The 22,333-nt window shown below is 36.8% G+C and carries 21 protein-coding genes; 7 read left to right on the top strand and 14 right to left on the bottom strand.

Annotated elements, in window-relative coordinates:
• Positions 1-5: 5 nt before the first annotated feature.
• Both serA and mdh read right to left on the bottom strand, forming a co-directional pair.
• Positions 6-1,622 carry a phosphoglycerate dehydrogenase gene (serA, locus tag DESAMIL20_RS09925; RefSeq protein ID WP_086034692.1) on the bottom strand — a complete coding sequence of 539 codons (1,617 nt, stop codon included), beginning with the start codon at positions 1,620-1,622 and terminating at the stop codon, positions 6-8.
• Positions 1,623-1,667: 45 nt separating this feature from the next.
• Positions 1,668-2,609, bottom strand: a complete 942-nt coding sequence (gene mdh, locus DESAMIL20_RS09930) for a malate dehydrogenase (protein WP_086034693.1) — start codon at positions 2,607-2,609, stop codon at positions 1,668-1,670.
• A 94-nt stretch (positions 2,610-2,703) separates the two neighbouring features.
• On the opposite strand from mdh, the gene DESAMIL20_RS09935 reads away from it, so the two are divergent.
• A complete protein-coding gene (locus DESAMIL20_RS09935; protein ID WP_086034694.1) occupies positions 2,704-3,615 on the top strand; it encodes a LysR family transcriptional regulator in 912 nt (303 codons plus the stop codon).
• Here the strand turns inward: DESAMIL20_RS09935 and DESAMIL20_RS09940 are convergent.
• The 7 genes from DESAMIL20_RS09940 to DESAMIL20_RS09970 form a co-directional block, all read right to left on the bottom strand.
• The gene (locus tag DESAMIL20_RS09940; RefSeq protein WP_086034695.1) at positions 3,603-4,706 is read right to left on the bottom strand and encodes an acyl-CoA thioesterase; all 1,104 of its coding nucleotides are present in this window, start codon (positions 4,704-4,706) and stop codon (positions 3,603-3,605) included. The two genes, DESAMIL20_RS09935 and DESAMIL20_RS09940, sit on opposite strands and share 13 nt — an antisense overlap.
• A gap of 76 nt (positions 4,707-4,782) precedes the next feature.
• Entirely contained in the window at positions 4,783-5,973 is a 1,191-nt protein-coding gene (locus DESAMIL20_RS09945) for a CaiB/BaiF CoA transferase family protein (protein ID WP_086034696.1), read from the bottom strand.
• Positions 5,970-7,145 (bottom strand): acyl-CoA dehydrogenase family protein, encoded by a 1,176-nt coding sequence (locus DESAMIL20_RS09950; protein ID WP_086034697.1) that lies wholly within the window; start codon positions 7,143-7,145, stop codon positions 5,970-5,972. Before DESAMIL20_RS09950 ends, DESAMIL20_RS09945 begins: the two co-directional genes overlap by 4 nt.
• 13 nt (positions 7,146-7,158) lie before the next feature.
• Entirely contained in the window at positions 7,159-8,619 is a 1,461-nt protein-coding gene (locus DESAMIL20_RS09955; RefSeq protein ID WP_086034698.1) for an ATP-binding cassette domain-containing protein, read from the bottom strand.
• Positions 8,620-9,537: a branched-chain amino acid ABC transporter permease gene (locus tag DESAMIL20_RS09960; protein WP_086034699.1), complete on the bottom strand. Its 918-nt coding sequence runs from the start codon at positions 9,535-9,537 to the stop codon at positions 8,620-8,622.
• A 1-nt stretch (position 9,538) separates the two neighbouring features.
• On the bottom strand, positions 9,539-10,417 hold the full coding sequence (locus DESAMIL20_RS09965; protein ID WP_086034700.1) for a branched-chain amino acid ABC transporter permease: 879 nt from the start codon (positions 10,415-10,417) through the stop codon (positions 9,539-9,541).
• The gene (locus DESAMIL20_RS09970) at positions 10,414-11,634 is read right to left on the bottom strand and encodes an ABC transporter substrate-binding protein (protein ID WP_086034701.1); all 1,221 of its coding nucleotides are present in this window, start codon (positions 11,632-11,634) and stop codon (positions 10,414-10,416) included. Before DESAMIL20_RS09970 ends, DESAMIL20_RS09965 begins: the two co-directional genes overlap by 4 nt.
• Positions 11,635-11,777: 143 nt before the next feature.
• On the opposite strand from DESAMIL20_RS09970, the gene DESAMIL20_RS09975 reads away from it, so the two are divergent.
• Complete coding sequence (locus DESAMIL20_RS09975; RefSeq protein ID WP_086034702.1) at positions 11,778-12,677, top strand: sulfurtransferase; 900 nt, start codon at positions 11,778-11,780, stop codon at positions 12,675-12,677.
• A gap of 10 nt (positions 12,678-12,687) precedes the next feature.
• On the opposite strand, the gene DESAMIL20_RS10620 is transcribed toward DESAMIL20_RS09975, so the two are convergent.
• The 5 genes from DESAMIL20_RS10620 to DESAMIL20_RS09995 all read right to left on the bottom strand — a co-directional run bounded on the left by DESAMIL20_RS10620 (position 12,688) and on the right by DESAMIL20_RS09995 (position 18,666).
• On the bottom strand, positions 12,688-12,843 hold the full coding sequence (locus tag DESAMIL20_RS10620; protein ID WP_204218601.1) for a hypothetical protein: 156 nt from the start codon (positions 12,841-12,843) through the stop codon (positions 12,688-12,690).
• A 9-nt stretch (positions 12,844-12,852) separates the two neighbouring features.
• Entirely contained in the window at positions 12,853-14,310 is a 1,458-nt protein-coding gene (locus tag DESAMIL20_RS09980; protein ID WP_086034703.1) for an NAD(P)/FAD-dependent oxidoreductase, read from the bottom strand.
• A 312-nt stretch (positions 14,311-14,622) separates the two neighbouring features.
• Positions 14,623-16,131: a threonine ammonia-lyase, biosynthetic gene (ilvA, locus tag DESAMIL20_RS09985; RefSeq protein WP_086034704.1), complete on the bottom strand. Its 1,509-nt coding sequence runs from the start codon at positions 16,129-16,131 to the stop codon at positions 14,623-14,625.
• A 1-nt stretch (position 16,132) separates the two neighbouring features.
• Positions 16,133-17,905, bottom strand: coding sequence for an ABC transporter ATP-binding protein/permease (locus tag DESAMIL20_RS09990; protein ID WP_086034705.1), 1,773 nt, complete (start codon positions 17,903-17,905; stop codon positions 16,133-16,135).
• A 26-nt stretch (positions 17,906-17,931) separates the two neighbouring features.
• Entirely contained in the window at positions 17,932-18,666 is a 735-nt protein-coding gene (locus DESAMIL20_RS09995; protein WP_158090578.1) for a tetratricopeptide repeat protein, read from the bottom strand.
• Positions 18,667-18,916: 250 nt separating this feature from the next.
• Here DESAMIL20_RS09995 and DESAMIL20_RS10000 point away from each other — a divergent pair, with 250 nt between their 5' ends.
• From DESAMIL20_RS10000 to DESAMIL20_RS10020, 5 genes are read left to right on the top strand one after another with little or no spacing between them, the layout of a single operon-like run.
• On the top strand, positions 18,917-19,282 hold the full coding sequence (locus tag DESAMIL20_RS10000; protein WP_086034707.1) for a hypothetical protein: 366 nt from the start codon (positions 18,917-18,919) through the stop codon (positions 19,280-19,282).
• Positions 19,282-19,680: a hypothetical protein gene (locus DESAMIL20_RS10005; protein WP_086034708.1), complete on the top strand. Its 399-nt coding sequence runs from the start codon at positions 19,282-19,284 to the stop codon at positions 19,678-19,680. The genes DESAMIL20_RS10000 and DESAMIL20_RS10005 overlap by 1 nt, the downstream gene beginning before the upstream one ends.
• Positions 19,664-20,887, top strand: coding sequence for a CoA-transferase (locus tag DESAMIL20_RS10010; protein ID WP_086034709.1), 1,224 nt, complete (start codon positions 19,664-19,666; stop codon positions 20,885-20,887). Before DESAMIL20_RS10005 ends, DESAMIL20_RS10010 begins: the two co-directional genes overlap by 17 nt.
• Before the next feature lie 17 nt (positions 20,888-20,904).
• Entirely contained in the window at positions 20,905-21,942 is a 1,038-nt protein-coding gene (locus DESAMIL20_RS10015) for a CoA-transferase (RefSeq protein WP_086034710.1), read from the top strand.
• 58 nt (positions 21,943-22,000) lie between these two features.
• Positions 22,001-22,330, top strand: a complete 330-nt coding sequence (locus DESAMIL20_RS10020) for a YgiT-type zinc finger protein (RefSeq protein WP_086034711.1) — start codon at positions 22,001-22,003, stop codon at positions 22,328-22,330.
• The last annotated feature ends 3 nt before the right edge of the window (positions 22,331-22,333 follow it).

The raw sequence follows: 22,333 nt of genomic DNA on the forward strand, positions 1-22,333 counted from the left end.
TACTCCTAATTAAACACAATAGCTTTTATAAGTTCAATGTCCTCAATTTTTTTCAGTAAATTAATCGCTTCTTGTGAAGGCTGTGTATCAAGCTCTACAAAAGACATTGCAAAACCACTTTTTTGTCTTGATAGATGAAAACCTGCTATGTTAATATTTAAATTACCCAATATGGTGCCAATTTTACCTATTGTACCGGGTTTATCTTTGTTTATAACATAGAGGTATATGCCTTTTGGCGCAATATCTGTCCTAAATTCGTCAACAAGCACAATTTTTTGAGTGCCATCTTCAAACAACGTAGAGCCGATTATTTTAGTTTGTTTATCTGTTGCAATTTTCATTAACAAAAGATTATTGTAATTTTCATAGTTTTTTGCTTTTGCTTCAGAAACTATTATATCGAGTTCTTTTGCCACATAAGGTGCATTCATATAAGAAACACTATCGCTCATGCTAAATTCTAAGAAGCCTTTTAACGCTGCAATTGTGAATGGTTGATAATTAAAAGGTACGTCGAAGGCTTTTTCTACAACATCCTCTTCAAAACGTGTACCCACCATTACAATATCAATTTGGCTGGGCCTGCCTTCTGTTAGCTGAGCAGCTAAACTACCCATCTTTTCTGCCAAGTCGAAATATAGCCTGTGTTCTTTTGACATTTTATCCTTAATGAATGGTATATTGATTGCATTTTGATAAGGCCTTCCAAGTAGGGCATTTACAATTTGTTGAGCTAGGATTAAAGAAACATTTATTTGAGACTCGTTACTATTTGCACCAATATGTGGTGTTACAAAAACATTGTCTAAATCTAGAAGCGGATTGTCTGTTGCTGGTTCTTTTTCAAATGTGTCAATACCGCATGCGGCTACTTTGCCTGATTTTATGCTCTCGTAGAGGTCTTTTTCGTTAATTATACCACCACGGGCGCAGTTGATTAAAATAACGCCATCTTTTGCTTTGTCTATTTCTTTTTTTGTCATCATGTTTTTTGTTTCTTTTGTAAGTGGTGTATGGAAAGTAATTATATCTGATCTTTCTAATATTTCATCAAATTGTTCAACAAGTTCTACACCTAAATCCAGCGCTTTGGTTTTTTTTATGTATGGGTCATATGCAAGACATTTTGCGCCAAAGGCTTTTGCACGTTTTGCCACTTCGCTTCCCACATGACCAAGACCTACAATACCTAGTGTTTTGCCGGATAACTCAACACCCATAAACTTTTTTCTATCCCATTTACGCTCATATTTTAAGCTGTAGTGGGCTGTAGGAAGTTTTCTCAGTGCATTTAGCATCATACCAGTAGTAAGCTCTGCTGCTGCAATAGTATTGGCGCCTGGCGCATTTATAACAATAATACCTTTTTTACTAGCTTCGGCAATATCGATACTATCAACACCTACTCCGGCCCTACCTATTACTTTTAACTTTCCTGGGTTCGTAAGTGTTTCTTTAGTAATTCGCGTGCCACTTCTTGTTATGACAGCATCATAATTACCTATTATTTGCGCTAATTCCTGTGGGGTTAGATTCATTTTTCCTTCAATTTCAATGTTGTTCTTTCTGATATAATCCAAACCTTCTTGCGCTACATGCTCTGTTACTAAAATTTTCATCTAGTTCTCCTTATTAGAAAGGTGAAAGGGGAATAAAAACCCCTTCTACCAACCCAGAATTTTATTTACAGAATCTACCTGCTCTTTTACCTTTTCTACCGATAATTTAATTAAGGATTGTTCTTCATTAGTTAGTTTAAATTGCAAGATTTTTTCTACGCCATTTTTACCTAGCACAACTGGTACTCCAAGGAAATATCCAGAAATGCCAAATTCACCTTCCAGGTAAGATGCACATGGCAATACTCTTTTTTCATCGAAGATAATCGCTTTTGCCATCTCAACTGCTGCTGCTGCTGGTGTGTAATATGCAGAGCCAGTTTTTAAATGAGCTACAATTTCTGCTCCACCGTTTTGTGTTCTTTTTACAATTGCATCAATTTGATCTTTTGGTAATAGTTCTGTAACTGGCACGCCGCATACATTTGCAAGCCTTACCAAAGGCAGCATATAGTCACCATGTATACCCATAACGATAGCGTTTACATCTTTTGGAGAAACGCCTATGGCATCTGCTAGAAAGGATTTATACCTTGCTGAATCCAATACACCTGCCATGCCAACCACTTTATTTTTTGGCAAGCCAGATACTTTGTATGATGTATAAACCATAGCGTCAATTGGGTTTGTAACGACAACAACATAAGCGTTTTTTGAGTACTCTAGCGCTTTTTCTGTTACTTCTTTGACTATTTTTACATTTGTTGCAAGTAAATCATCCCTTGACATACCAGGCTTTCTAGCAATACCTGATGTAATAATGATAACATCTGAATCCGCTGTATCTTTGTAATCGTTTGTACCAATAATGCTGCATGACAGACCAGAAATAGGCCTAAATTGCGATTGGTCAAGCGCCTTACCCTGCGGTATTCCTTCTAAAACATCAAGCAACACGATATCACCTAAACCTTCAATTGCTGCCCAATGTGCTGCAGTTGCACCAACATTTCCTGCTCCAATAACAGTAACTTTACTGCGTCTCATAAAAGCCTCCTTTAAAAAATTTTACTATTGTAATATAAGTAGTTTTTATGTATAATGCAAATTAGAACTTTTAAAGGAGACATTAGGAGAACTTATGAATGTGGCTGATTTGTCATTGCATCATGTAGTGGTATTTAACAGTGTAGCAAAATCACTCAATATGAGCAAGAGCGCAAAGGAGCTTCTTGTCACTCAATCTGCAATTAGTCAGACAATAAAAGATCTGGAAACGAAGTTTTCTGTTAAATTATTCTTGAGAAAAAATAGGCGATTGTATTTAACAGAAGAAGGCAAAGAGTTTTATTATTATACAAAAAAAATATTTGATATTTTAGAAGAAGCCAAGTTGTGCTTAGAAAATTTTAATACATTAAAAAAGGGTAGAGTATCTATTGGTGCAAGCATGACTATAGGCAATTATTTACTGCCAGAGCTTATTGTAAAATTTAAGCAATCCTACCCTGATATAGATTTGAGTTTGTTTATTGCAAATAGTTCGGAAGTAATTGAGAAGCTGCGTACATCAGAAATTGATATAGCCCTTATAGAAGGTTTACCCTACACTAATGATAAATCTATAAAAATAACACGCTTTGCAAAAGATAAATTGTCGTTTATTTGCTCGCCTCAACACAGGTTTGCTTCAATACAGAAGGTAGCACTCAAAGATCTACTGAAAGAGCAATTTATCATGCGAGAGCGTGGTTCTGGCACAAGACAAATAATAGAAGCCGAGTTTGCAAAGGTGGGTGCACATGTAAAGGTAGCTTATGAATTTAATAACCCAGAAGCTATTAAAAATGCTGTATCTTGCAATCTGGGTATATCGGCGTTAAGTGATCTTATAATTAAAAACGAGCTTCAAATGGGTATGTTAAAAGAAATCCCTTTTAGCACTATAAAAATTTACAGATGGTTTTATTTAATGAAAATAAACAGCTACAACAAAGCCCAAACCATCTTTGAAAATTACCTATTAGAAGCTTTTAAAAATCAATCAAAATGAGCAATATCGCTGTCTTTGAGCAAACCATCTTTTATTTCTGAAATAATAGACGTTAAGCTTCTTCGTGCTTCTAGGTATTTTTGGTCTTCAAAGTATGTTAGCGGATATATAGTTTCTACTGGATAGGGTTTTAATTTCTCATCAACATTAACAAATGTAAATAGGCAAGAATCAGTTAAATTGCTGATCCTCTTTTCGTAACGTCCAACTCGCGATATTGTGGTTTCAATGCATATGAAACTTTTGTGGGTATAGACTATATTGCTTTTAAATAATAGTTTATCGCCAATTTTGACAGGGTTTAAAAAATTCATTCTATTTACGGCAGCTATGATTGGCCTTTTTGTTGAAATTAATTCAGCGCACATTGTGGATAACTCGTATGATCTTCTTGCTAAATAACCGCCAAATATGGTTTGGTTTGGGTTCTTGTAAGCTGGAAATGTGCGTTCCCATGAAGTAAGTGATAGTTTTGATGCCAAAAGACCATTGAAGTTTGGGTCTTTTTGTGATTCATGTAAGTTTTCAAGCAGTCGATATTCTTCTAGTGAGGGTGGTTGACTTTCTAAATTCTTTTGAGCTAAGTAATGTTCCTTTCTTTCTATTGCTTTTTGGTACCTCCTTTTTTCCATATCATCAATGTAATCCAAAGTAGGTATTTCTATGTTTACCCTGTTATCTCTTGGACCTCTTCTGGCCACTAATGTAAAATAACAGGTAGCGATATGCGTTTGAGGATTTGATTGCTCGATTCTTATGCCAACTTCCATAGAAGATTTACCTACATAGTTTATACGTGATTTGAATATCAGGTCTTTTGAAATATCTGCTGGGTTTCGCACTATTATAGTGTCAATCGCAGCAGTTACCACAATAGCATCTTTGTAGAATTGATTCACATACATCCTTGCAGTATCTGCAGCCAAAGTATCCATAATTTCAAGCAATAGACCAAATCTAATATTCGCGGGCAACTCTTGATCTAGCACAATAAAGTTATTTCTTAATGTTTCGCTTGTGCTAAGCGGTATTATCTTTTCAAGGGATAACTCGTTTGATCTTTTTAATAAAGGCACGTTTTCCTCTCTCATCGTTCAAAATTAAACTTTACTTACTCCAAGCCCTATTTATATAAAATAAGTAATGTTTTGCATTTGTCAACACTTTTTAAATAATATTTTGGTTTTTTAAGTATTCAATGTCTGTTTTTTTGTAATGTAATAAATTTTTTAGTACACCCATTGTATCTTGACCAAGCAAGGGAGAATTCTGCGGTTTTTTAATACTTGAGTTCATTAATTTTAAAGGAGAGCCAACAAAATTTAGTGTGCCAAATGGATGCTTAATTGCATTTATCATATTTCTTGCAAATAGTTGATCATCTTCAAAAACCTCTTTGAGATTATTAATGTGACCTGCTGGGATGTTGTGCAATTGAAATAACTCTACCCAGTATGATGCATTTTTGGTTACAAATATGCTTTGCAAGATTTTAATCAGTTCTTTTCTGTTTCTTACTCTGTCTGCATTTTTTCTAAATTTTTCTTGTTTGAGAGATTTTTCACTTAGAAGTTCAGTGAGCTTTTGAAACTGCTCATCATTTCCAACAGCTAGATTAAAGTATTTGTCTTTGGCTTTAAAGGTTTGATATGGGACAATATTGGGATGAGCATTGCCATAGCGCTTGGGTATTTTGCCACCAACGAGGTAGTTTGACGCTACATTTGCCAAACTAGCTACAGCACAATCATACAGCGCAAGATCTATGTACTCAGACTGGTTTACTTTCTGCCTTTTGAGGAGGCTTGCAAGTATTGCAACTGCAGCATACAAGCCAGATACAATATCTAAAATTGCCACGCCTACTTTCATAGGTTGTCCTTTCAAAGAGCCTGTTATGCTCATCAAACCACTTTCTCCTTGCATAATAAAATCATAACCCGGTAGGTGGCTTTTGGGTCCATTTTGACCGTAACCCGTTAGCGAACAATATACTATTGATGGATTAATTTTTTTGATATTCTCATGATCAAGAGAGTATTTTTTGAGTTCTCCAACCTTGTAGTTTTCTACAAATACATCGCATATACTTGCTAGATCGTGTATGATCTTTTGACCCTCTTTTTTCTTTATATCTACAGTAATGCTTTTCTTATTGCGATTTACACAGAGAAAATACGCACTTTCTGATCCTAAAAACGGAGGCCCCCAATGGCGCGTTTCATCACCTAATGCAGGCCTTTCAACTTTTATTACCTCCGCACCTAAATCCGATAGTATCATAGTAGCGAAAGGTAAAGCAAGCACACGCGATAAATCCAGGATCTTTATACCTTCAAGTGGAAGACTTGCATTCATTTTTTCCTAAACGCCTCAATGCCCGTTATATCTTTGCCAATTATTAGTGTGTGCATATCGTCTGTGCCCTCATATGTGTATACAGACTCAATGTTTGCAATATGGCGAATGGGCGAATAATCCAGGCTTATACCGTTTGCCCCAAGTATTTCTCGGGCGATTCTTGCGCAAAACCTGGCTGTTCTTACATTGTTTCTCTTTGCAAGCGATATTTGCGCTGGTGTAGCTTTATTTTCATTCATAAGCTGCGATAGTCTTAAGCTTACAAGCTGAGCTTTTGTAATTTCCGTAATCATATCTGCAAGCTTTTCTTGCACTAGCTGGTATGAAGCAATGGGCTCTCCAAACTGCTTGCGATCAAGCGAGTAGGAAAGTGCAGTTTCAAAGCAGTCCATGCTTGCACCAATTGCCCCCCATGATATCCCGTAGCGAGCCATATTCAAACAAGAAAACGGACCCCTTAGGCCTTCAATGTTTGGCAACCTGTTATCTAGCGGTATTGCACAATCTGTAAACGCAAGCTCACCTACACCGCCTGCCCTCATAGAACCAAGCTCGTCTAAGTCTTTTTGATAAAACCCGACAGTGCCTTTTTCTACTATAAAGCCTTTTATTTTTCCATCATCTGCATCTTTTGCCCAAACAATTGCTAAGTCTGCAATTTCAGCCTCTGTAATCCACATTTTTGAACCGTTAAGTACCCACTTGTTATCCATCTTTTTTGCTGTGGTTTTCATACTGGATGGGTCTGAGCCTGCATCGGGCTCTGTTAAGCCATAACAGCCAATTTTTTCTCCGCTTGCAAGCTTAGGCAAAAAGTGGGTTTTTTGATCCTGACTGCCAAAGCGCCAGATGGGATACATAACAAGGCCTGTATTTACAGCAACAAAACTTCGAAGAGAGCTATCTATACGCTCTACTTCCTGGCAGACCATGCCGTAGGTAGTATATGTAGCACCAGGGCAGTTGTATTTTTCTTCTATGAAGCTACCCAGTATGCCAAGCTCACCAAATTGTTTTGCAATATTTCTAAAATCAAGCGTTTTTTGCTTATGCCAAGCGTCTTTAATCAGCGGTTTTATGTTGTCTTCTAAAAATTTTCTTAGTGAATTTCTAAGCAATTTGTCTTCACCGCTTAGCAAATCATCAATTTTATAGTAATCTACAAGCATTTCACCTCCTTTTTTAAGCTAAATATTTATCGCCTATGCGCTCTTTGAACTCTTCCATTGTGCACTCGCATATGATACTGCCGTGTTCAAGCAAGTATACTCTATCTGAGTGCTTTAGGGCAAAGTGCAGGTTTTGTTCACCAAGCAGAATTGTTAGGTTCATTTGCTTATGCATATAATCTAAAACTTTTGAAATATCCTCAAGCACAATAGGTGCAAGTCCCAGTGTGGGCTCATCAAGCACAATCATTTTTGGTTTTTGCACAAGAGCTCTAGCAATGGTAAGCATCTGCTGTTCGCCGCCAGAAAGTGTACTTGCAGATTGCTTTTTTCTCTCTAAAAGCCTTGGGAATATTGAGTAAACTTCCTCTATTCTGTTTTTGGCTTCGTTTTTTTCAACCTTTTGCAAAGCAAGGCTTAAGTTTTCTTCTACGCTCATGTATTTAAATAGCTCCCTTGTTTCTGGCACAAAAGCTATGCCTAAATTTACAATATCAGCAGTGTCAAGATGCTGAATGGATTGGCCTTGCCACTTTACATCACCTTCGTAGTTAACAAATGAAAATATAGCCCTAAACAAACTCGTTTTACCTGCACCGTTTAGTCCCACAACCGACACGAACTGGCCTTTTCTTACAATCAAATCTACATCTCTTAGAGCTTGTGCCTTGTTGTATTTAAGTGATTTGATATTTACTTCAAGCAAAATGCTGTTTTCTTGGTCTAAGGGCTTTTTTTCAAAGGCAGTGCCTTGGACTTCTCCCAAAAACACCCTTTTGACTTCTGCGTTTGAAATGACTTCATCGGGAATTCCGCTTGCGATTATTTTTCCTGCATGTATTGCAACAATTCTATCAACTAAATCTTTTACAGCTTTAACATTATGGTCTATAACAATAATCGAAAACCGCTCTGCTTTTAAAGATTTAATGAGTCTTGAAAATTCGCTAACTTCAGAGTGGCTCAAACCGGCAAATGGCTCATCTAAAAGCAAAAGCTTTGGGTTTAGTGCAAGGGCTTTTGCAAGCTCCATTCTGCGCACAATACCAAATGGTAGCTCATTTGGGCGCTTATCAAGCGCAAGGTCTAAGCCAAGCTTTTTTGCTATTTCAATTGCTTTGTTTTTTATATCTTTTGGGTAAAATACTCTAAACTTGTCGGGTAGTAAAGATAATTCAATATTTTCCAAAACTGTTTGCCTGCTAAGCGGCCTTGAGTGTTGAAACATTACCGATATACCTTTCTTGATTCTTTCGTGTATAGAAAGATGCTGAATCTCTTTTGACTCAAACTTAATAGTGCCGCTTGTGGGTTTATGCAAACCTACAATTAAATGCAGGATGGTTGATTTGCCAGCACCATTTGGGCCAATTAAACCTACAATTTCATGGTCTTTGACCTCAAAACTTACATTGTCTGTAGCATGTATGCCGCCAAATCGTTTTTCTAAGTTAATTACTTCCAAAAGCGCCATTTAATTTTTCCTCAAAAACAAGCTTATAATGCCGTTTGGCAAAAACAAAAGCACAATAAGCCCCATTATAGATACAACCACATAGTTTAACTGACCCAGAGGCTGCAGCCACTCTCTTAAGAGTATTATAAAAAAAGCTCCAAGTATGGGCCCTATAATTGTTCTTCGGCCACCAATTATAGCCGATATGATAATTTGCAAAACCACAGCAATAGATACTACAAGACTAACCGACGCTGTGCCTAAGTAAAATACAAGCAATGCACCGGATAATCCGCTAAACAAAGCGCTGATAGCAAATGCCAGCACTTTGTATTTTGTTATATTAAAACCTAAACTTTCTGCTTCTGTTGGGTCTTGGGCGGAAGCTTGAAGGATTAAGCCAATGGGCGATTTTGCAATAACAAGCAGCACAGTTGCACTGAAAGCGCAGAATAAAAGTGCAAAATAAAAGTTTGTCTTAGAACTAACCGATATAATGCCAGGTACAGATAGGCCAATTTCACCGCCTGTGTATTGAGCAAATATTGTAACAAACTGTTCTAAAAGCAAAACGCTAACAAGCGTAATCAGTCCAAAGTAAGGTCCTCTAAGTCTCAAGGCAGGAGCAACAAGAAAGAGTCCTGCTGCAACCGCTGCTACAGCACCAAGTGCAATACACACCGATAATGGCAGCTGGGTGTTAATATTTAGAATAGCTGCAGTGTAGGCACCTATACCTATCTGGAAGGTAGGGCCAAAATTAACCTCGCCAGAATAACCAAATAACAAATCCCACGACATAACAAATACTGCAAAGTACAATGCTATGGTAAAAGTACCAACAACATACGGTGAAAAGATTTGCGGCACAAATATTAGGATTAAGAAAATTACAAGGCCAATGAGTGTAACTCTATCTTTTAAAACGTTAGCCATGCTAGAACCTGCCAAACAAGCCTTTCGGCTTAAACATCAGTATCAATATTAAAATTATGTAAGCTGGTATTGATGTGTATGCAGGCGAAATCAAATAAGCGGTCATGGTTTGTATGTAGCCAATTAAGAAAGCGGCCAAAATTGAGCCTGTGATATTGCCCAAGCCCCCAAGTACCACAACAGAAAAAGCAAGTCCTGTAAGACTTGGGACACTTTCTGCGCTTGCGCCCAAAAAAGACGCAAGCAAAGCCCCAGAAAAGCCGGTTAATATCCCATACACGCCCCACAAGAGTATATAGACCTTTTTAATATCAACACCACTTATAGCTAGCCCGTCATGGCTCATGGAGGCAGCAAGCAGCACTTTGCCTGTCTTTGTTTTGTTTATAAAAGTCCACAAGGCGATTAGTACGATTACCGAGAAAAGAGAAAGTAATATTTCGTTGTAAGTAATATTCATTTTAAATAAATGCAAAACACCTTTAACAAAAGGTGGCACAACCACAGGGTTTGAGCTAAAAAAATAATTCAGCAGTTCTTCTATAATCATGGACCATAAAAGTGTTGCAGTCAGTATGAACACTTCTTTTTCTGCATGTGGTATCTTTTTGGATTTGTCTATAGGGTTTATTATCAAAATAAACAACAGGTAAGATACTATAACTGAAGCCAAAATCCCACAAAGCATACCGATTATCAATGGTAAGTGGAAATGGCTTATAAAAAACCATGAAATAATGGCGCTTAATACCAAAAAGGCGCCGTGGGAAAGGTTAAGCACGCCTGCTGTGCCAAATATCAGAGAAAACCCTACAACTCCCACAGCGTAAATTGAGCTTATAATAAAGCCATCAAATAAAATTTGCCAGAATAGGTTCATTTTTTAACAAATGATGGCAGAATTACCTTGCTTGTTGCCGCATTTTCTGGCCAAACCGTCTCTAATTTGCCATGCTGCCACTGGAGTATCACACCTGTGGCAAAACCTTTGCCATACTTTATGCCATGCGCAAATGGACTATCCTTGCCGTAAAACTCAATATGACCCATAACGCCAACATAATTGGTAGCTTCTAATGCTTTTATTAAAGCGTCTGTGTTTGTTGTTTTTGCCTTTTGTATAGCATTTGCTAGAACATATATTGAATCGTATGTTGTATAGCCTCCATAGGCAGGCGTTATGCCGTATACTTTTTCATATTCTTTAACAAAAGGTATGGTTTTGGGTGTGATGGGGGATGGGGATCCTTCTGCTTGACTAATTATACCTTCTGTAGCTCCGTTGCTTTTTTTCCAAAAGTCAGATGTGCTTGCTTGAGCATTTATGCCCACTATTAAGAATGGGTATTTTGCTTCATGCCACTGAACTGTTTGTTGTAAACCTGTGTGCGCCCAACCTGTTACTAAAAGATCAGGGTTTTTTGATTTTATTTTTGTCAAAATGGGTGTAAAATCCGTCGTATTTGGTGCAAATCTCATATGTCCTACAACTTTAACGCCCACTTTTGGCAAACATTTTAAATACTCTGCATCTAGTGGTTCGGTCCATGCTGCATTTTCGCTTGCAACATAGGCAGTTTTATAGCCATACTGTTTCACTAAATCATCGCGTATAAAATTGCATACCGTTTGTGCCATTTCTGTTGCATTGTACTTTAATTGGAATACATATTTGTACATATTGTAATTATTATGAACTAGCTGAGTAATTTTTGGGTCTGCTGCGCCAGTTGTAATATATATTGTATGTAGTCTTGCAGCCCAAGGTTCTAAAGCAAGTGCCACTTCACTTATCCAGCTACCCATTACTGCTACTACATGATGATCGTATACAGCTCTTTGAAATGCTTGTACTGCGTCCGTTGCTCTCATGTGATCATCATAAATAAATAGCTTTATTGGCCTGCCATCAATGCCACCTTTTGCATTAATTTGATCGGCAGCTAATTTTGCACCATTTACGATAGAATCACCTACAAGCGTGCCTTGTTCTGCTATAATACCAATATTAATAGGTTCAGCCGCAAAAACTAATTTCGGTAAAAAAATAACAGAAAAAATAGCCAATCCCAAAAGAAGCCGTTTAAAAGTGTTCATTTTTAACCCCCTTTCTTAAATCTTTTACTTTCAGTTTACAAGATTTAATTAATTTTGTCAATAAATTAAAGAAATTAATTTTTTGTTGATTTTTTTTGAAAAAAGATATATAATTACCGACCAATACAAGATAGGAGGTTTTTATGCGTGACAAAAAATTTATCTTGTTTTTTGTGTTATTTGCAGGTTTAATTTTTAGTGGTCCTGTTTATGCAAAAATTGGCATTTTGACAACGCAGCAGGTAGGCTCTATGCTGCAAACCCAAAAGAATATCATTGTGATTGATACACGAAATAAGCAAAATTACCTAGCTGGTCATTTGCCCAACGCCGTAAATTTAACAGAAAATCAGATCATAGCACCAAAAGAGGGTGAGTTGGGTTTAATGCCATATAACCAACAATTAGAAAAAATATTTTCTGAGTATGGGTTAAAAAGTAATGCCGCATATATTGTGTATTCGGGCGAAGATTATAACAATCCAGCAAATTTTATAGCTAAAGCTGCCTGGGTTATCAGTGCGCTTTATTGGTCTGGCATAAGAGATATATACTATATGGATGGGGGATTTGAAAAATGGAAAAGCGAAAAATTCCCCGTAGTTAAAGGCAATTACAGTTTACCAAAGTCACATTTTATTATAAAATTTAATCCAAGTAATATTTTAGCTCAAAAGGGCTTTTTGCTTTGGTCAATAAACAACGAAAATACGATGCAAATAATCGACTCAAGGCCTAGAAAAGAATATTTAGAAGGCCATATTAAAGGTGCCAAGTGGTTATATGCTGGTGATTTTTTAGAAAAAGTCTCTAATTATTGGGTTATAAGACCAAAAAGCGTGATAGAAAATTTGTTTACAAAAGAAGATATAGATATTAATAAACCCACAGTATCGTATTGCCAAAGCGGTCATTTATCTAGCGTCATTTGGCTTATTGCAACTTCAATTTTTGATAAACAATCATTTTGGAGCTTTTGTGGCACATTTGCAAATCTGCAAAAGCAAAACAAAATCCCTATTAATATAGGTCCTATTTGTTAAAGTCCCATAGCTACTTATGGGACTTTAACAACATAAGTGTCATTTTCAGATTAATAATGCCAAATTTAACTAATTGCCAGATGACGCATGTTCTTAAAAATTTTGTAAAAGCAGTAGGTTTTGAGGCAAAAAAAGCTTGCTCGTAAGGTTTTCTTTCTTCTATCATTTTCTCCTCCTATTCTGGTAATATAAACCAAAATGGTTTCAGTTTTGCCTTGTAAATAAATCCATAGTGCAAAAGAAGCTTAATCCAATGCCCTGCAAGCCCAATTTCTCCAAACGTGTAGAGCAAATCTCTGCCGTATTCTGGGTATTTTTCAAAATCGGGTACAATTGGATACACTGTGATAGAAGCGGCAGTCCCAGAAAAAAAGCCCGCGCCAGTTGAAGCTACACACGCTGCGCCAATTTCTGCCATAGATGCAGTATGCTTTGGTGTTTGATTGCCATATTTAATCATATCAATAATATTTAGGGCACAATTTCTGCCAATTATAGCAGATGGCATGCCAGTGCGCGGCGGTGTTGGGAAAATAGGTGTTCCGTTTGAGCTTTTCATTGGTTTTGATATACTATGAGGTGGCGCAAAGGCTATACCTGCTGCAAATATATTTTTATATGTGGGGTTTTGGTATGTTTTTGGCCAGTCAGAAGCTTTCCATTCTTCATAAGGCTTTTGGGTATAATCTGCATCAACCTTCATAAAGCCATTTGGTACAAAAAGAGTTTGTGTAATATCTTCGTTGAGTTTATTGTATGCTTTTAGGCCAACACCCGCAAAAGGCGGAATAAGCATTGCAAAATCAAATTCAATTTCATTATGATTACCAGAGAGCGTTTCGTAATATGCCTTGTTTGGCTCGACTTTGTATACATGCGCCCTTTTTATCCACGAGACGTTTCTTTCTGTAAACAAAGATTCAGTAAATGTTTTGGTATGTGTTAGGTAGCCCCCGTTTTTTATATGTACACCTCCCATACCAAAGTCACCCAGCTCGTACTCATTTGTTATGTAAACTATTTTTGCTTTATCTTTTACCTTTTCTTTTTTTAAAATAAAGTCCAGGTTAAAAGCATACTCAAAGGCTGCTCCTTGGCAGGTAGACTGGCCATGTCCTGTGCCAACAAGAAATACAGCGTTTTTGCCTTTTTTCATAGTTTCAATGGTTTTTTTAAGCTCTTTTGCCGTTTCTTTGGCGTGTTGTGCGCTACATACAGACAAAGAGTTTTTTTCTGGACCGAGGCCTTGCGTTGCCTCAAAGTTAAGCTTTGGGCCAGTTGTATTTATCAAGTAATCGTATTCTATATTTTCTTGATTTCCAAAAGACTCTTTGCTTGTATGCTCAATCTGAACAAAGGGCTTTGAAATTGTTGATGAACCTTCTGGATAAATGGCAATAGCTTTTGCTTGTTTAAAAACTATACCGGCCTTTTTATAAATTGGCCCAAGCTCAAACGTTACATCTTCTGGCTCCATTTCACCTACCCCCACCCAAATGTTAGAAGGTATCCAGTTCCACTTGCTATTTGGTGAAATGACAACCACTTCATGCTCTTTTGGCAAGAGCTTCCTAAGGTAAGATGCGGCGGTATGCCCAGAAATGCCAGCTCCCAAGACAACGATTCTTGACATGGTTCCCCCCCTTTTTTTGTTACAAAATACCAAAAAGATAAAAAACCAATTTTTTAGATTTATATATAGGTTATTTTTACACTAAAGAATTTTTAGTGTCAAGAGTGACTAAATAACTGGCAATTTTTAGATCATTGTGCAAAGTTTATCAAAAAAAATTTTTTAAAAAACTTGACTTTTGGAAAAAATTTTTTATAATGAATACTCGTGCTTAAGAAATCCCTTTTTGGGCACTTTTTTTCCCCTTGTTTTCCTACCATAAAGTCCGCATTTAGAATTCGCGCCGCAAGGGCGCTTCCTTCCTACCTTATCTTATAGAAATATTTTACAAATAAGGTTGTTTGTTTCTTCTGTAAAAGGATAGCGCAAGTCTTTTAAGTATACTTTAAAATCTTGAATTTCACCTGGGGGTATTTCAAGACCAACCAGCACTTTACCATAGTCTGTTCCTATGTGCTTGTAGTGAAACAAAGAGATATTCCAGTTACTTTTCATTTTTGATAAAAACTCGTATAAAGCGCCCTTTCTCTCTGGAAAAGAAAAATGGTACAAAACCTCGTTTTGGGCTAAAGCAGTTTTGCCGCCAATCATATAGCGAATGTGACTTTTTGCGATTTCGTTATCTGTAACATCAAAAATGTTATAACCCAGTCGTTTTGCTTTTTCTAAAAATTTATCTTTTTCTTGTTTGTAATTTATATTAAGACCTGTTAACACATAAGCTTTTTGTCTGCTTGTAAGTCTATAGTCAAACTCAGATACATTTATATTGTCAATTAAATCCATACAAAAGCGTTTAAATGAACCAGGTTTTTCTTCCAATTCTACTACATACAGTGCTTCTTGCTTTTCGCCAATTAGAGCTCTATCTGCAACAAAGCTCAATCGATCAAAATTCATATTTGCACCAGAATTTATAGCAAGGAATGTTTTTTTAGAAATTGAGTGTTCATCGATGTAGTGTTTTATGCCAGCCACTGCTAGCGCGCCAGCGGGTTCTACAATGTTTCTTGTATCGTAATAGATGTCTTTTATACTTGAGCATATCTCGTCTGTGTCAACCAAAACAATATCGTCTACATATTTTAATACTAACTCAAGCGTCAAGTCTCCTACACTTTTAACGGCTACACCATCTGCAAAAATTCCTACTTCGTCAATATCAACTTTCTTTTTAGCTTGAAAAGACAAATACATTGCATTTGAGTCTTTTGGTTGAACCCCAATGACTTTTATTTGCGGGTTTATGTTTTTAATAAAAGAAGCAATACCGGCGATCAAACCGCCTCCTCCAATAGGCACAAAAATATAATCTACCTCAGAGCTTGTCTGCATCAAAATTTCATTTGCGATTGTAGCATTGCCTGCTATTACAAGCTCGTCATCAAAAGGAGGTATGTAGGTCATTTTAGTTTGATCAATTAAAATCTTACACGCATTGTAGGCGTCTGTATAGCTATCACCTTCCAAGACGATGCTTGCTCCATAGCGCGCTACTGCATCAATTTTAATTTGTGGTGTTGTTTTTGGCATTACGATTGTAGCGCGAATTGACATTTTTTTTGCAGAAAGAGCCACACCCTGCGCATGATTGCCAGCTGAGGCACATATTATACCTTTCTTCTTATCTTCTTCTGGAAGACTTTTAATCTTATTGTAAGCGCCTCTTATCTTAAATGAAAATACGTTCTGTAAATCTTCCCTTTTTAGTAGAATTTTATTGTTTAAATTTTTCGAAAGATTAACAGCATAATTTATAGGTGTTTGTTTCACAAGGTCATAGATTGAAGATCCTATTACCAACCTTACAATGTTATCCATTTTACGCAAACTCCTCCTTTAAATATGAGATTTTAGCCGAATCGCTTTTTTTAATAGGCTCAAGTGACCAATTGCCTTCGCCCAATAATGATAATTTAATTTTGTGATAATTCAGCAAGCTGGATCTATGGCCTACGCTTAAACATGCACTCTGCGGTAGTTCTTTAAATAGTCTCATGTAAAGGAGTCTTTCTGATTTTTCATCAAGAGCGCTTGTGGCTTCGTCCATAAAAATCCAATCAGGTTTTTGTAAAAAGATACGACCAAAGGCAATGTATTGCTGCTCACCTAAGGATAGAACCTGCGACCACATATTTACATCTAGTAAATGTTTTGACAAATATTTTAAATTCAAGCTTATAAGCAACTCTTTTAGTACTTCATTATCTGTTGAAGGATCACCATTGGGATAGATTAAGATATCCCTTAGAGTGCCAATAGGTAAATAGGGTTTTTGAGGCAAAAACAGTGTTTTTTCTTTTTGTGGTAATTCTATTTCACCATCTCCAAAAGGCCAAAGCCCTGCAATTGTGCGAATAAGCGTGCTTTTGCCAATACCTGAGGGGCCTACTATGAGCAAGCTTTGTGTTGGCTTTAGCTCAAAGTTTAAGTTTTTAATTAAATAAGTTTTGTTATCCGGGAGCATAATTGAGAGGTTTTTTACTGATAATAGATAATCAGATGGTTTATATTTTATATTATTATTAATTGATTGAAGAGCTTTTATTGATTGAATGTTGTGTTCAAAAGTACGAAGCCTATCAGCTACAGCGTGCCAGTTGGCTAAAGCAGTATAGCTATTTACTATGTATGATAATGATGTTTGCACCTGACCAAAGGCTTGAGCTATCTGCATGAGTCCCCCAAGTTGTATTTTTTTTGCAAAAAACCTTGGTGCGGCTACAAGTATTGGGAAAATAATTGCTATCTGATTATAACCTGAGGTAAACCATGTAAGCTTTTTTTGCCTTACCATTATCTTCCAATAATTTTCAAATATATCAGCAAATTTACGCATTAAATGTCCGTGTTCTTTTTCTTCGCCACTATATAAGGCTACACTTTCACTATTTTCTCTTATACGCACTAAGTTGAACCTAAAGTCTGCTTCGAAGCGCTGTTGGTTAAAATTTAGTGGTATCAGTGGCCTTCCAATAACAGCCGTAATCCATGTGCCAAATATTGCATAAATTAGTGCTGCCCATACCATATAGCCTGGAATCGTAATTAAAAAACCAAAAACGGATAAATGCAGTGGACCAGATACAATCCACAATATACTGATAAACGAAAATAGGGTAACTACAGAACTTAAAAGCCCCAAAGACAAACCCAATGATTGCGATATAAACATATTTAAATCTTCACTTATTCGCTGATCCGGGTTGTCGGTTTGGTGGTTAAACACTTGAAGATGATAATATATTTTCTTATCCATCCACTTATTTAAAAACTCGTCTGTAAGCCACTTGCGCCATTTTATTTGAAGCATTTGATTTAAATAGAGCGAGTAAACTGCTGATATTATATAAAAAAATGCAAGCGCAGTGAACTGACCAAGCGCTATCCAGAAAGCTTTTTCGTTAAACTCCTGCAAAGCATTATAAAATTCTTTATACCATAAATTAAATAACACATTTATGAAAACAATCGCCAAGTTTAAAAAAATAATAGCAGCAAGCAAAATATACGCAGTCTTTTTTTCTTTTGATACCCAATAGGGCTTTATTAGATGCCAGGCATCTTTAAAGACTTCTTTATTGAATTGTTTCATTTAGCAGCCATTTGATTGATGTGTTTTCATTGATTATTGTTTTTTATTTGATTATATAGTTTATCTGCTAGCTCTTTGGCTTGGGATATCTGATTGCTTGTCAATTTGTATTTAACTATATTTAAATGATGTACAGCCAGATCATAAATTTCTTCATTTGGATTAGAAAACCGCTTTGCAACATCAAACCATGTGTAAGCATTAATGTAGTTTTTTTCTATATCACCTTCATAGTATAAAAGACCAAGCCTGTATTGAGCATAACTTGATCCCAGATAAGCTGCCTTTTGCCAATAATCAAAGCTTTTTTTGTAGTTAAGCTCTACACCCTGCCCAAGGCTGTATAAAAACCCAAGGCCATATAGTGCCTCTTTGTTGTTTAATTGAGCACTTTTTTCCCACCAATAGAGCGTTTTTAATAAATCTTTTTTTACACCAAGGCCGTGTTTGTATAGATACCCAAGACCATACTCGCCAAAGCTATTGTTTTGCGAAGCAGATTCTTCAAAAAAATTATAAGTTTTTGTGTAGTCTTTTTTAACACCAAGGCCGTTTAAATACATGGTACCTAAAATATATTGAGCTTGAGAATCGCCTTGTTTGCTTAATTGCGAAAATATGCCGTAAGCTTCTTTATAGTTTTTGCTGTTATATGCATCAATACCATCTTTTAAATTTGAATTGGCAAACGATAAACTCTGTGTGGCCAAAAATACAATTAAAACTAGGAAAAAACGAATTAAAAAATCTTTTTTATTCATACAATCCCTCCTTTTGCCTAACATCCTTTTATACTCATTTTTAAATTATTTGCAACATTATTGGTTATTAGTTTCAAAAAAATTACAAGATTTTCAGTTTATGTCAATGTATAACAAGAGTTTATAAATTAACTTAACAGAATTTACCAAAAACACATAAACTAAATAAATATAAAAAAATACTTGACTTTTTATTTATATTGTATATCATATGAACCAAGAGTGGATTCTATAATATAGGAGGTGTAGCGTGATAGCTTATCCAAAAGCGTTTAAGAAAACGGCTAGGGAAAAGCCACAAGAGGTGCAAAAACCTAGGGACATTGAGGGTGTGCAGGTTTGGTTGAAATTAACTAGCGAAGTCTGGGATTTATCTTTATCAAATTATTATTTTGACACATGGATGTGGCAATTTAAGAAAATGCCCGGTGCGCTAACTAGAATTACTCAATTGATCGAACAAATGCAGGCAAATAAAACGGCAGATGTGGTAGAAAATGAACTAAGAAAAAACCTTGACTACCTAAAAAATGCTAATGAAATGATAGAATACGCCCAAGAAAAAGTAGAAAATGCCCTAAGGCTAATTTGGGCAAGGCGAAAGGAGCTTAAATAGTGAGCGATTTTTCTACGCTTCCAGGCTATATAATCGGTGGTGGTGATGTTATTACACTTGATGAGATAAGACAAAAAGTTGAGAGCCTGGGCAAAATAGTGGATATCGAAAATCGAGGATTTAGGTTAGTACCTTACTCTAAGGAGAATGATAAGCTTGACTATGATGAAATGTATCCGATTATTTACTTTAATACAGACTATACAATCGATATCTACATAAGCTTTATGAAATTTGAGAAAGTAACGGAATTTATTCAAATCTTGAGCGACACGTTGGGTGTGCCCATTGAGCATGCAGATAACAATGGTGTTATTAAGAAAACGCAAGAAGATATCGAAAACTTAGAAGAATTCTATAAAAATTTAGGAGGAGGACTTTATGGCAACAGCAAGTAAAATAATGTCCATCAAAGAGGCGGTCAGTAAGTTTGTTAAGCCGCATAGGGCTTGGGTTGTAGGTGGCTTTGGTTATACTAGGACTAATGCCTCAATCCCAAGGGAAGTTATTAGACAAAATATACCAAACTTATATTTGCAAACGAATGCAGGTGCAACGCCTGTTATGATGATGGCAGGTGCAGGCCAGCTTGATTGGATTGAAATGACATTTATTGGTCTTGAGACAATTCAGCCAGTTTCACATGAGATTAGAAAAGGCTTAGAAGATGGCGATATTAGTGCTTACATGCTATTTTCAAACTACTCATGGGCGCTTAGGACACATGCAGGTCGCTTTGGGATGCAGTTTGCAACAGGTATGACAGACATAGGTTCTGATTTGATTGAGTATGATATTTTTGGTAAGGCAGGCCTTAGGGGCAAAAACGAAAAAGGTATGTGGGTTCACCCAGATATTCCACCAGCAAGACAAGTGATTGTGGACGACCCATTTGATGGTTGGGGACTTAGACCTCACCAATACGACCCAGAAAACAAGTGGTCACTAGGCGATGCACCAGATACTACCTGGAATAAGACTGCAGCAGAAGAAGACGGCATATTCTACGAAAAACTAAGAAAGCAGGCAAATAAATATACAGGTAAAGCTGCAATAAAGGCAGTTTTGTACCCGCCAGCAATACCTTATCTAGCTACTACACACGTGCAACGATGCGGCACAGAAGGTACAGCACGCATAGAAGGACTGCTTGTGCCAGATGTTGAGCAGTCATTGAGTGCAAAGTATTTAGTAATTGCAGCAGAAAAAATAGTACCCGAAGAAGAGTTGAGGTTTAGACCATCAGAGAATCAAATACCAATGATACATGTAGATGCAATTGTAGAGACGCCATGGGGCGGATACCCAACAAACGTAACATATATGTATGACTATGACTGGATGTGGTGGAAATTCTACATTCAAGCTAACCGCTCAGCAGATACAGCTGATGGCAGAAAAGCTTTAGCGGGGTATTGGCATAATATAGTGGGCAAAGATGAGTGGGATTTCTTGCAAAATAAAGTGGGCACAGATAAGTTTGAGTTTGGCAAAATAAAAGCAAAATATGAGTGCCCAAGCGGTGCAACGGGTTTTGCAAGGCTATATGAGCTTATTGCAGATACAAAATATGGCTATAAGCCAGATCAGTACAGACCAATATAAGTTTAAAGGAGGCAAACATGAGTAGTAATGTTATTGTACCAGTACATATACCAACCGTTGAAGGAATTGAAGAAAGAGTAAGGTCTTTTAATAGTGGCATTAGCGATGCAGACTATGAAGCTTATTGTAAAGAAAATGATGTTCCACCTGATGAATTTACTACGATGGAGTTGCTCGCCATTGCAAGCTCAACTATGATACCAGATGGTGCATCAATGTTTATTGGAACAGGACTGCCCGTTCTTACAATGACGCTTGCGCAGCATACAATTAACCCAGATGCAATAATTGTTATGGAAGCAGGTATGTTAGATCCTCACTTCGAACACATACCAGTATCTGTTGCCGATATTAGAGGTGCTTATATGGCATCAACGGCACTGTCAATGATGGATGCATTTGGTACATATGAACAGCGCGGCTATGTTGTAGGCGGTGGCTTAGGTGGCGCAGAGTACGATGAGTATGGCAATATTAATGCAACTGGTCTTTGGGAAGCACCTCGCAATCAATGGACATCTATTGCATCTGGCACTGGAAAGGGTCCAAATGTAATATTTACAGGTTCTGGTGGCTCAAACCCAATAGGCACACAATCTGACTTTATATTAAGCGTTATGGTTCAAGAAAAAAGGCGATTTCCATATAATGTACAGTTTAAAACGACATTAGGTGGTGCAAGAGGACCAGAGGGTGAGTCACGATGGGATTACGGAATTCCAAGAGGTGGTAAAGGTTTGATGGTGTCTGACCTTTGTATTATGGAAAATTTCCCAGAAGAAGGTATCTATGATATGAGGTTAAGAAGCGTTCACCCAGATGTAAGCCTAAAGGATGTTATAGACAATGTTATGTGGGAGTTAAAAGACGAAAGCGGTAAGGTTTTGAAACCAACAGACGATGTTCCCACAACGCCAACCCCATCTCATGAGCAATTAAAAGTCCTAAGGATGATCGTTGACCCAACAAGAATATACTTAAAGAGAAAGACTCTTCGTGAAGCTGCCTACGAAAAAGAGCATGGTAAGCCCTGGAGAGTAAAGGTTAAAGGTTAAAGGTTTTTAGAGGGGTCTTTCCCCTCTTTCTTAATATTTTATAAAAAAGGAGCAGCTAATGAGATGTAAGTATTGTGGTAGAGATATGATAAAGACAAAAACGCCATTTAAGCGACCTGTTAAAGGCGAAATGCTCGTTGTGCCAGATGTTGAAGTGTATAGTTGCCCAGGCTGCGGTGCTGTATATTTTCCTGAAGAAACTATTCGTCATACAGGCAAGAAAATTGGTGAAAAACTTATCCAGGTAGCAAAAGAACGTGGACGCATAAAAGATGAGAAGGAATACCTAAGAAAGCTTCAAGAACAAAAACAGATAGATCTTGAAGAAGCAATAAAACGAGGCGAAATAAAAAAGAATGACGATGTGCCACTAAAAATTTTTACATAAAAC

This window comes from Desulfurella amilsii (assembly GCF_002119425.1).
GTDB lineage: Bacteria > Campylobacterota_A > Desulfurellia > Desulfurellales > Desulfurellaceae > Desulfurella > Desulfurella amilsii.